This window comes from Lunatimonas salinarum (assembly GCF_017811155.1).
Classification (GTDB): Bacteria; Bacteroidota; Bacteroidia; order Cytophagales; family Cyclobacteriaceae; genus Lunatimonas; species Lunatimonas salinarum.
The window spans coordinates 291,822-302,613 of the sequence record NZ_JACVCV010000006.1 but is presented as its reverse complement, the minus strand read 5'-3'; the positions used below and the strand labels follow the sequence as shown (position 1 = coordinate 302,613).

Below are 10,792 nucleotides of genomic sequence, written 5' to 3'. Positions count from 1 at the left end.
AATACGTGCGAGATTCCATCTGACCGCTTAAAGACAAATTATAAACAGATGAAATTATGCCCCATACTTGGGAACACCTGAGACTCCCGGAAATCTCCATCGAAAAAGCGAAGGAAAATATCGAAAAATGCTTGGACTATTTTGAAAAGAACCTAGTTGGATACACTTCCGACGGTGCCGTTTATAACTTCGCCTACAATGCCTCCACGCCTGAACTGGAAGATTTTGCACTGAGCAAAGTGTCTGCTATACGAACCGGAGGCTGGTTGGTTTTGAAAGATTCCATGGTGAATGCCATTCCTGTCAAAGAGCAGCCCCTGCGTTTGGGATGTTGGGGGCATGGTCCTGATTTTTGCGATGATTACGTTGAAGCGGAAATCAACAAGTTCTTGGGAACAGCCGGAGGTTGGCTGATTCTGAACCTTCATGGATTGGATGAAGAAGGTTGGGGACCTGTTCACGGCGATTATCTTGACAATTTGTTCAAACGCTTGGTTAAAATTGACAAGTTGTCCATACAACCAACGGGTGAAATTGTGAAACAGATTGGTAAAAAGTAACACGCCCGGTCGAGTAGGTAAAGGGAAATCCCACCCCTAAACCTCTCACAGAACCGTACGTGAATCTCTCGATTCATACGGCTCTAATTATGCAGTCGGTTATGGCCAGTTATGCTAGACCAATTTGTACCCCAGTTCCCAGTGATAGTACAGGTTTGGATAAAAAACGGTAACTTGTTTAAGCAATTTAACTGCCTTGACTTTGCTTCTGTAACTGAAAAACAACAATGCACCAAAATCGGCAACTTGGAATACACCAAAAATGGCACCAATAATACACCAGTAAGTTTCCCAATGGGGCATGCCCCATTAGGAAACTGCATTAATTTGCTAGTCTACCAAAACTAGCAGTTTATGAATGTGTATTTGAACAAATTTATGGTTTATTTCGAGACCCACCGCCTTCACAGGGAAGGTTTTTCCATGCGTAAGATCAGTGAGGAACTGGTCCTTGACCGAAGGACAGTCAGCAAATACCTGTCCATGGATGAGCGGGATTTTGAGCGGCATCCGGAAAGGCAAAGCTTCCGGCACAAGCTGCTGGATCCCTACACGGATTTTGTCAGGGAGCGTCTGAAGGCCTTCCGGATTACCTCAGCTGCCCAGATGCACGATTGGCTCAATCAGACAGGCCCACCTTCTCCAAGCTGAATCCCGTTATGCAATACTTTTGAGAAAATCATCTTAAATTTCTTTTCAATGAAACAATTACTTATCTTTAACGTTACTAATGCGATACAGAAGTATGATTATTTCTTTTGGAGATAGAGAAACTGAAAAAATTTGGAATGGGGTTGTCTCTAAAAAACTTCCAGGCGAAATTCAGAATACAGCTAGACGTAAATTGAGAATGATTAACAACTCTATTGATATCAATGACTTAAAAATTCCACCTGCTAACAGACTAGAAAAACTTAAAGGGAATTTAGGTGACTTTTACAACATTAGAATTAATAATCAATGGAGAATTATCTTCAAATGGGAAAAAGGAAGTGCTTTGCATGTACAAATTATTGACTATCATTAAAAAAAACGAAAATGGAAAAAATTAAAAATATTACCCCTGGAGAAATCCTATTTGAGGAGTTCCTTATTCCACTTGGTATATCACAATATAGACTTTCAAAAGACCTAGAGATTCCTCAGACTAGAGTTTCTGAAATTATTAAAGGAAATAGACGAATTTCTGCTGACACAGCTCTTAGACTTAGTGCTTATTTTGGTAATTCCGCTAAATTTTGGCTAGGACTTCAAGATGATTATGATATTGAAAATGAACTTGCTCTTAAAATGGATGATATAGAAAGAATTAATAAAATTCGAAATGAAAAAAGCATTGCATAGTCGAGTAGCTCGACCTGAGCTAAATAGCTCATTTTGAGGCCACTCCCTATCGGGAGGCAAGCTCACTCCACCGTATCCCGATACCCGGAACAGGCATTGCACCCTCTGGAATATTAGGGTATTTTTGATAACAGATGCCCATGCCGGGCACACTCAGAAGCCATAAGTAATGCCGGCTGATATTGCTAAACTTGGACAGCTTACCTTTTAGTCGGCTAGCTAGTTGCATTTTAATTAAGGAAAATAATAACCGCAGGATTGCCTTGCTTGGATCAATGCGGATGGGCATGATAATTCCATGGATCGCTTTTAAAAAAAAGGCTCATTTGGCTAAGAGCTAGTGCTCAACAATAACATCGTACACTAGGATTCATCAATGCGGTACAGAGACGATATACGTACATACCTCCGGATAGCTGGATGGGTGGTTATGAAGATCGTGGAAACTGCGTTCTGACAGATGACGCCGTATATTATTACTCTGTAGGTAGCACTTAGAGGTAACATGTCAAATTAAAAGGGCAACAGATAAAAAAACACCGCATATGCGCCAAAAAGAAAAAAACCTGTACGGTACAGGTTTCTTTGTGACCTCGTCAGGATTCAAACCTGAAACCTCCTGAGCCGTAATCAGGTGCTCTATTCAATTGAGCTACGAGGCCATGCCCAAACGGGAATGCAAATTTACACATTAATCTAGATTACACAATATCCATTTCGATTGATTTGGAAAAAAAAATTACCAAATCCGGATATTAAGAATTATTAAGATCAAATGGCACGGGAATAAAGTAAGATTTCCTAATTTAGCCCGTTCAAATTTTAATACGGATTTCTTAAATGAATAGACTTACATTAATTTTAGTCGCTTTGGCAATTTCCTTTCAGGTAGCTGCACAGGAACGTGAACGGACTCCCATCGGTGGCAGACCAAATATCCCCGGAGATTTCTTTCTTGACTTTGGATTCAATGTGCTAAACAACCGGCCCGATGACTTGGGAACCAGGTTTTTTGCTTCCCGAGTTGTTAACCTCTATTATCAGCCTTCGCTAAATTTGGGCAAAAACTCCGGATTTACCTTTAATCCGGGCTTGGGTTTTGGGCTGGAGAAATTGGCGTTTCAGGACCGGCAAACATTGGTCCCTAACTTAGCCGTGTCACCTGAATCCAGTCAGCTGGTGCCTATATCGTCCATCTACGGAGACAACATTAGGGTAGATGTAAACACCATGTCAATAAACTATTTCGACATCCCATTGGAAATCCGATACCACCTTAATAAATCAAATTACGCAAAGAGCGTCCGATTTGCCATTGGAGGCAAGTTTGGTTTACTATACAATGCGCACACCAAAATACAGGTAACGGACAGCGACGGACTGACCCAGAAGGTGAAAAACCGCCAAAACTACGGTTTGAACCCCATTCGTTACGGAGTCTACAGCCGATTGGGTTTCCCTGGATTCTCACTTTGGGGATATTACGGCCTTAACGGCTTTTTCAAGGAGGATCGCGGTCCCTTTGGCACGAATGCCACTCAGTTTAATTTCGGCCTGTCAGTGACATTGTTTTAGATCAGCATTACTCGCTCCTCGGCGGTCTCACTGAATAAGCAAGTAATAATAAACCATAAAGCAAGTTACAAACCCCAGTAAAAACCCTCCTAAAATCTCTGCGGGCCTATGTACATTCAGCGCAAGCCTCGCAGACCCCACCGCTCCAACGGCAAGAATACCTGCCAACAAGGGGTAAAACAATGAACCTGCATCATAGCGCATCATCATCACGCACAAAATCGCCAATACCCCCGAAAGCGCAGTTGCATGTGCGCTGATCTTCCAAAAGAGCGTGATAACGGTCAGCATGACCAGGCAAAAGGTAACCAAGACAAGGGTATGTTTAATAAGCTGGTCTACGTTTAACCGAAAATAAAAAAAAGCTGCCGTCATTCCATAAAAAACCGTGACCAAGCCAAAAGGAATTACACGTTGCTTTCTATCTGGAAGGTGAAAACTATCTATGGAGTAGGTCAGTCTCATACCCACCATGCTGATCAATGGCACTACAAAAGTGGTCAGCACCACCAAAAGCAACATAGACCATTTGGCCGAGGCGGGAGTAGCCGTAGCTTCGGGTACCAGGTACATTATGATGGCTACAATCAGCGAAGGCATTAATAGTGGCTGAAAAACCACCGAGAGTATCCAAGCTAGCTTTTTATTCACTACAGTTCTTTTCTTAATCGCGCCACAGGAATCTGCAATTGTTCCCGATACTTTGCCACGGTCCTTCGTGCGATATTATATCCTTTGTTGTTCAGTAATTTGACCAGTTTATCATCGGAAAGTGGCTTTTTCTTATTCTCTTCCTCCACCATCTTAGCCAGCACACTTTTTACCTCCCTATTGGACACATCTTCTCCCCCTTCTGTGGCTATCCCCTCTGAAAAGAAATACTTGAGTGGGTAAATACCAAATTCGGTCTGAATGGATTTGCTGTTTGCCACCCGAGACACGGTGGATATATCCATATCAATTTTCTCTGCAATATCTTTGAGGATCATTGGCCGCAGCTTTGTCTCGTCCCCATCGTGAAAAAACTCGTACTGATACTCCAGTATCGCCTCCATCGTTTTCAGCAAGGTCTGTTGACGCTGCTTGATCGCGTCGATAAACCACTTGGCGGCATCGAGCTTTTGCTTCACAAACGACACCGTCTCCTTCAACTTGCGATCCTTCTTATCACTTTTGTCGTAGGCATTAAACATCTCCGAATAGGATCGGCTCACCCTTAGCTCTGGAGCGTTTTTAGAATTGAGCGTAATTTCAAACTTGCCATTTACCTCGGAAAGCAAAAAATCCGGTATCAGGTATTGCGTCCGCATTAGTCCTTCGGAAATCCCGCCGGGCTTTGGGTTCAGTCGTGTTATCATCTGAATAATATCCTTCAGCTCCTCTTCGTTGATATGACATTTCTTTAGAATCTTATCGTAATGTTTTTTGGTGAACTCGTCAAAACAATTTTGGATCACCTGAATGGCATGCTGAACAACGGGGTCTTCGGGATGATCCTTTCGTTCAAGTTGTATGATCAAGCACTCCTGCAGGTTTCGAGCGGCAATTCCAGGGGGGTCAAACCCTTGAATCTTAAGCAGAATTCCCTCCAGCTCATCTTCATCGGTTTCGATATTTTGACTAAACGCCAAGTCGTTCATAATGGCATCCAAATCCCTGCGGATATAGCCATCGTTTTCAATGCTGCCAATAAGCTGCCTGCCGATCAATTTCTGCCGTTCGTCCAACTTCAGGAAATTAAGCTGGGAAATCAACTGCTCGTGCAAAGTAGTGCCACTGGAGAGGGGTAGCTCCCTGGTTTCGTCATCGGGGTTGTAATTTCCGTCGCCCTGCATTTTATAGCCCCCATACTCGTCACTTAGGTATTCGTCGATATTGATGTCCTGATCATCCTTCCCCTCCATGGGATCCGCATCGTTGCCAAAATCGTCCGTAGTATCGTCTAAATCCGCGTCCTTACCTTCCTCCAACGCAGGATTAATTTCCAGCTCCTCCTCGATCCTTGCTTCCAACTCCACAGTCGGCACCTGAAGCAGCTTGATAAATTGAATCTGCTGAGGGGATAACTTTTGAGACAGGACTTGGCTTAAATTCAGTTTTTGCATATGGCGCTGTACCTAAAGGAATAAATAAAATTACAGGACTGATTAGGAAAAGAGCAACACATAATCAGCATTCAAATTTAGGAAATAAGATCAAAATTTTGATAAAAAGCCCATTATATCGTTTTTTTGCATTCTGTTTTTATCAGCATTCCGGTGAATCCAGCATTCCGAAAAGTAAGGACATCAATCAGACCAAACTATGGCATTCAACACACGCACGAAAATAAAAGACCTACTGAAGTTGGCTCCTGAACAGCAGACTGTTACGGTAATGGGCTGGGTACGTACCAGGAGAAGCAACAAACACGTCACCTTCATTGCCATCAATGACGGCTCCTGCATCCAAAATTACCAAATCGTGGCTGATCCTGCATTCATTGATGAGGAGCTTTTGAAAAAAGCGGCCACCGGCGCATGTATCAAATCGACCGGCAAGCTAGTGGAGTCGCAGGGCGCTGGTCAGCACACGGAATTGATTGTGGAAAGACTGGAAATATTGGGTGAAGCAGACCCGGAGGCATATCCCATTCAGCCCAAAAAGCACTCCTTGGAGTTTTTAAGAGAAAATGCCCATCTACGCATGCGCACGAATACCTTTGCTGCCATCATGCGGATACGGCACCAATTGGCCTTCTCGGTGCATGAATATTTTCATCGAAAGGGATTTTTCTACATCCAAACACCCATCATCACAGCATCGGACGCCGAAGGTGCGGGAGAAATGTTCCGTGTATCGGTGCTGGATCCCAAAAACCCACCGCTGAACGATCAGGGAGGCGTGGACTTTACGCAGGATTTCTTTGAACGCGAAACCAACTTGACAGTTTCAGGACAATTGGAAGGAGAACTCGCCGCGATGGCATTATCGGAGATCTATACATTTGGCCCTACATTTCGTGCGGAAAATTCCAACACGACAAGGCACTTGGCTGAATTTTGGATGATAGAACCGGAAATGGCCTTTTACGATGCCGAGGACAACCAAAATCTTGCCGAAGACTTCCTCAAATACATCATCTCACAGGCATTACTCCACTGCCACGATGACTTGGAGTTTCTGGACAAACGTGCCTCGGAAGAAGAAAAAAACAAAAAAGCCGACCAGAGAAACGAGCTCTCTTTACTGGAGCGGTTGAAATTTGTAATCGATAACCAGTTTGAACGGATCACGTATACTCAGGCCTGGGAAATCCTCAGGGAGTCAACCCCAAACAAAAAGAAAAAGTTTGCCTTCCCCATAGATGCTTGGGGAACAGACCTGCAATCGGAGCACGAGCGGTTTTTGGTCGAAAAACATTTCAAAAAACCGGTCATTATCAGTGATTATCCAAAAGCCATCAAATCGTTCTATATGAAGCAAAATGCTGATGGCAAAACTGTAGCTGCGATGGATATCCTTTTCCCAGGTATCGGGGAAATCGTCGGGGGCTCCCAAAGAGAGGAAAACTTGGATAAACTCGTGCGCCGTATGGAAGAACTGAACATCAGCCGCGAAGAAATGTGGTGGTATCTGGATACACGAAGGTTTGGTACAGCACCCCATGCCGGATTTGGGCTGGGATTTGAGCGGCTTGTGCTCTTTGTAACCGGCATGGGAAATATACGGGACGTGATCCCATTTCCCAGAACACCGGGAAATGCCGAATTCTAACGATGGATAGCCACAGTCTAAAAAATTGTGGCTTTCTTTTTGCCTTCATTTCCAAAATGGACTATTTTTATGAGATATGGAAAAATTTTTAAAATTTCTGAAAACAGAGTCTATCGGGGGACAGATTATCCGTTTCTCACTGGCAGGTCTGCTCTTATTTGGAGGCTTTACCAAACTGATTTTGGTAGGAGCACTCGGTCAACAACTCCTTGGGGCCATCATCGTAGCCGCCTTAGAAACTTTGGCCGCTTTTGGACTGATCATCCACTTTAAGCGCCCTGAAATCGGTATTGCCGGCGCAACACTTGCGATATGTGCCATTCTCATCCGGATAATTTATTCCCTAAACTATGTAAAGGAAACCCTACCAAATGCAAACAACTTCCTAAATGCCTTAACGGCATTCCTTGGCATCTACAACAACGGACTGTTCCATATCAGCCTGCTGTTCGGCGCGGCCATATACTGCTTAGGAAACTCCTACAAAGAGTACATCCGCAAACGGCTGACACAACCTTGGCCCCATTAGGCAATCCCTAGCCTTAAAAAGGTAGACGGGATTGCTTCCACCAGATCGGAGGCAATCATACCCCTTCTCTTTGACTCGGACGCCAATTCCCCTGCCAAACCATGATGAAAAACACCACAGAGCGCCGCATGATCGGCGCAATACCCTTGACCTAGGAGTGAACCTATCATTCCTGTAAGCACATCTCCCGAGCCAGCAGTAGCCATATAATGGGTACCGGAGCTGTTCACAACCTGCCTTCCGTCCGGAAGAGAGATCACCGAATTGGCACCCTTTAATACCACTACACACCCATATTGCACCGCAAATTCCCGAGCACGGGACATGCGCTCCAAATGGTGCTCACAGGTGCCTACCAATCGCTCGAATTCCACCAAATGTGGAGTGATCACCTTTCCTCGCAAATAGGTCTTTAAACGAGGATGTAACGCCAGCAGGTTAATTGCATCCGCATCAAGCACAATGGCCCCGCTGAAGCCCCCAAGGACCGCCTCAAGGACTTGTGCCGCACCCAATCCTATTCCCATACCAGGCCCAATAGCTATCGCCGAATACCTATCGAACGCCGGCAATGGCAGGGACACCTCCAAATCCGAGTTACAAGCCTCCACCATCACTTCGGGCAATAAACTTTGAAGGGGTAAAATCCCACAGGAAGGCACACAAACCGTCACCAATCCGGAACCAGTTCGCAATGCCGCCTTTCCTCCTAATGCTACGGCTCCCATTTTCCCCATACTACCCCCAATCAGCAAAAACCTCCCAAAGCTCCCCTTATGACTAAATCGATGAAAGACCTTGTGCAAGGAAGGAATGTCGCAACCCTGTAGGTAATAAAGCTCACTCTCAAAGCAGGAAAAGTCGAACGCATCCATACCAATCGATACTACTGCTACCACGCCACTATACTCCGCATGCTCGGGAAGCAGCAGAGAGCGCTTCGGAAACTGAAACGTCACGGTATGGGTAGCACGTATTGCCTCACCGATGATCAACTCATCCGAAGGCAACCCCGAAGGCAGATCGACGGAAACAATTGGCTTACCCGACTCATTCAAACGACAAATGACGGAAGCGTAGACCCCTGCTACCGGACGGTTAATCCCAACGCCAAATACCGCGTCGATTACCACATCCCCTCCGATCACCATCTCTGCTTGATCCTTCAACCACTTGAATGCTATCCCATCGGGTAGCCGTTCCAAATTCAACTTAAAATCCGTGGTGCCATTTGGCTCCTGCCCTACTATGAATACTTCGGGTAGAAATCCCCGCTGAAACAACAGCCTGGCGATTGCCAAACCATCCCCTCCATTATTTCCTGTACCACAAACAACAGTTACGTGGTTACTCTCTTTGTAATGGAGAATAAACCAGTCTACAAAGGCAGTTGCCGCACGCTCCATCAACGCCCAGGAACTTATGCCCTCCTGCGCGATAAATAAACTATCCAAAAGCTTCACATCGCTACCGGACAATATCTTTTGCATACTGTTAAAACTTATACGGATTGGCTAAAAACGAAAAAAGCCGGTTCAAACGAACCGGCTTAATTAAATCAACAAGGCATTTTAATCCTGTACTTTTCCGACCGATGCATACATTAGCTTTCGGGCGTCTGCCTCTCTGAGTTCAAACTGAATATCAGATACTGGGCCCATCTTTACCTCTTTGTCTGCCTTCAGCGAAATCGTAATTTGATCTCTTTCCGCTTCAGACAGGTTGTCTTTCTCTTGGTTAACCCACTGAATGATATCAGCGGTATTTATCAACACATCGTTTGCCTGAACCCTGGGTTCTTGTCCATACAAGGCCGTATTCTTTGGCTTTCCTAGGTACAGATAAGATATCAAGGTTTTTTTCTGTAACTTCTGGAGTTGGGTAGCTTGAGGAATCTTTTGCTCTACCAACAATTCCTGCTCCCTCAACACGGTGGTCACCATGAAGAAAAACAACAGCATGAAGATAATATCTGGAAGTGCAGAAGTAGGGATATTGGTATCCGCTTTGGTTTTTTTCTTAAACTTTGCCATAATTACCCTCCTATTTTATCAGGTTCTGCAATAGATATCGCCATAGGAATACCTTCTTTCCCTCGATCTTGTAGCTCGGTTTCGGCCGGCGTATTACCTGTCAATGCCCGGTATTCATCGGCGGTGAGTCCAACTCTTTCAGCGTAGATTTCGAAATACGCTCTTTTAACCAAATCAAGTACTTCTAGATATACCTCGTAACTTGTACCGCGGTTTGTCTTTATAGAAACTACGGCACCGCCCGGACCTGGATAATCAGAGGATTCTTGGCTTTGGTCTGAAAGCGCTCTCAGAGATGCTGGAAGACTGTTGTAAAGTGCTAACGCATCCTCATCTGGCCTACCGAAATTAAGGATGAACTTCTTAATTTCGTCAGTTAGTCCTTCCGTGTTCGTCCTGAAATCACCTTCAACAAGCAATTGATCGTTTGCATTGATCAAAATGTTGAAAATGTTCCGCTCATTGAGCTCCACCTCTGGAGGTGGCTGGTTCGGATCTTGCTTCGGAGGCAAGATATTCAATATACCTTTGTCCGATGCGATTGTTGTCGTAACGAGAAAGAAGATCAGCAACAGGAAGGCGATGTCTGCCATCGAGCCTGCGTTAACCTCCTGACTCATTCTCCCTCTTTTACTCGCCATATTACTTAAATAATTTGGTGATCTCTGTAATTACAATTCCGACGATCGCTAATATAAATAGCGCATAAACGGTTATCAACACGCCACCAACGGTTTTAGAACCGGTTTCGGTAATGTTGAAAGGATCTGCAGCATACTTGGGTGCAACCTCTCCGTCTGCCAACGAAAAGGCAACGAAGAAAAGGCCTCCGATCAGGACAACTCCCAACACCGTCTTCAACAAACTTTTCGGATTATCGAATGACTTGAAGAGTGGCATAAGGAGTGCGAAAATCGCCCCGAGTATCACCAGCAAGTACCCTGCATATAAGAATATATCAGTAGTATCCATTTCTATTTTGTGTTCTTAAGTTA

At 44.6% G+C, this 10,792-nt stretch carries 14 protein-coding genes and 1 tRNA gene; 7 read left to right on the top strand and 8 right to left on the bottom strand.

Annotation, left to right across the window (positions count from 1 at the left end):
• The first annotated feature begins 56 nt into the window (after positions 1-56).
• From IAQ59_RS09820 to IAQ59_RS09805, 4 genes are all read left to right on the top strand, one after another.
• Positions 57-560 (top strand): polysaccharide deacetylase family protein, encoded by a 504-nt coding sequence (locus tag IAQ59_RS09820; RefSeq protein ID WP_209330617.1) that lies wholly within the window; start codon positions 57-59, stop codon positions 558-560.
• A gap of 354 nt (positions 561-914) precedes the next feature.
• Positions 915-1,211 (top strand): hypothetical protein, encoded by a 297-nt coding sequence (locus tag IAQ59_RS09815; protein WP_209330616.1) that lies wholly within the window; start codon positions 915-917, stop codon positions 1,209-1,211.
• Positions 1,212-1,305: 94 nt separating this feature from the next.
• Positions 1,306-1,587 (top strand): type II toxin-antitoxin system RelE/ParE family toxin, encoded by a 282-nt coding sequence (locus tag IAQ59_RS09810; RefSeq protein WP_209330615.1) that lies wholly within the window; start codon positions 1,306-1,308, stop codon positions 1,585-1,587.
• A gap of 11 nt (positions 1,588-1,598) precedes the next feature.
• Positions 1,599-1,904, top strand: a complete 306-nt coding sequence (locus IAQ59_RS09805; protein ID WP_209330614.1) for a HigA family addiction module antitoxin — start codon at positions 1,599-1,601, stop codon at positions 1,902-1,904.
• 46 nt (positions 1,905-1,950) lie between these two features.
• Here the strand turns inward: IAQ59_RS09805 and IAQ59_RS09800 are convergent, their stop codons facing one another.
• Together IAQ59_RS09800 and IAQ59_RS09795 are read right to left on the bottom strand one after the other, a co-directional pair.
• A complete protein-coding gene (locus IAQ59_RS09800) occupies positions 1,951-2,133 on the bottom strand; it encodes a hypothetical protein (RefSeq protein WP_209330613.1) in 183 nt (60 codons plus the stop codon).
• A gap of 359 nt (positions 2,134-2,492) precedes the next feature.
• Positions 2,493-2,566 (bottom strand) — tRNA-Arg (locus IAQ59_RS09795).
• Between the two features lie 178 nt (positions 2,567-2,744).
• Between IAQ59_RS09795 and IAQ59_RS09790 the strand changes: the two genes are divergently transcribed.
• Entirely contained in the window at positions 2,745-3,479 is a 735-nt protein-coding gene (locus IAQ59_RS09790; protein ID WP_209330612.1) for a porin family protein, read from the top strand.
• A 27-nt stretch (positions 3,480-3,506) separates the two neighbouring features.
• On the opposite strand, the gene IAQ59_RS09785 is transcribed toward IAQ59_RS09790, so the two are convergent.
• Together IAQ59_RS09785 and rpoN are read right to left on the bottom strand one after the other, a co-directional pair.
• A complete protein-coding gene (locus tag IAQ59_RS09785; protein ID WP_209330611.1) occupies positions 3,507-4,130 on the bottom strand; it encodes a PA-phosphatase in 624 nt (207 codons plus the stop codon).
• Positions 4,130-5,584 carry an RNA polymerase factor sigma-54 gene (gene rpoN / locus IAQ59_RS09780; protein ID WP_209330610.1) on the bottom strand — a complete coding sequence of 485 codons (1,455 nt, stop codon included), beginning with the start codon at positions 5,582-5,584 and terminating at the stop codon, positions 4,130-4,132. The genes IAQ59_RS09785 and rpoN overlap by 1 nt, the downstream gene beginning before the upstream one ends.
• Before the next feature lie 199 nt (positions 5,585-5,783).
• Here rpoN and asnS point away from each other — a divergent pair, with 199 nt between their 5' ends.
• Together asnS and IAQ59_RS09770 are read left to right on the top strand one after the other, a co-directional pair.
• Positions 5,784-7,235 carry an asparagine--tRNA ligase gene (gene asnS / locus IAQ59_RS09775; protein ID WP_209330609.1) on the top strand — a complete coding sequence of 484 codons (1,452 nt, stop codon included), beginning with the start codon at positions 5,784-5,786 and terminating at the stop codon, positions 7,233-7,235.
• A gap of 76 nt (positions 7,236-7,311) precedes the next feature.
• Positions 7,312-7,764 (top strand): hypothetical protein, encoded by a 453-nt coding sequence (locus IAQ59_RS09770; protein ID WP_209330608.1) that lies wholly within the window; start codon positions 7,312-7,314, stop codon positions 7,762-7,764.
• Here the strand turns inward: IAQ59_RS09770 and IAQ59_RS09765 are convergent.
• From IAQ59_RS09765 to IAQ59_RS09750, 4 genes are all read right to left on the bottom strand, one after another.
• Positions 7,761-9,254 (bottom strand): NAD(P)H-hydrate dehydratase, encoded by a 1,494-nt coding sequence (locus tag IAQ59_RS09765; RefSeq protein ID WP_209330607.1) that lies wholly within the window; start codon positions 9,252-9,254, stop codon positions 7,761-7,763. The two genes, IAQ59_RS09770 and IAQ59_RS09765, sit on opposite strands and share 4 nt — an antisense overlap.
• Before the next feature lie 81 nt (positions 9,255-9,335).
• Positions 9,336-9,797, bottom strand: coding sequence for an ExbD/TolR family protein (locus IAQ59_RS09760; protein WP_209330606.1), 462 nt, complete (start codon positions 9,795-9,797; stop codon positions 9,336-9,338).
• Between the two features lie 2 nt (positions 9,798-9,799).
• Positions 9,800-10,438 carry an ExbD/TolR family protein gene (locus tag IAQ59_RS09755; protein ID WP_209330605.1) on the bottom strand — a complete coding sequence of 213 codons (639 nt, stop codon included), beginning with the start codon at positions 10,436-10,438 and terminating at the stop codon, positions 9,800-9,802.
• A gap of 1 nt (position 10,439) precedes the next feature.
• On the bottom strand, positions 10,440-10,769 hold the full coding sequence (locus IAQ59_RS09750; protein WP_209330604.1) for a DUF751 domain-containing protein: 330 nt from the start codon (positions 10,767-10,769) through the stop codon (positions 10,440-10,442).
• Between the last annotated feature and the right edge of the window lie 23 nt (positions 10,770-10,792).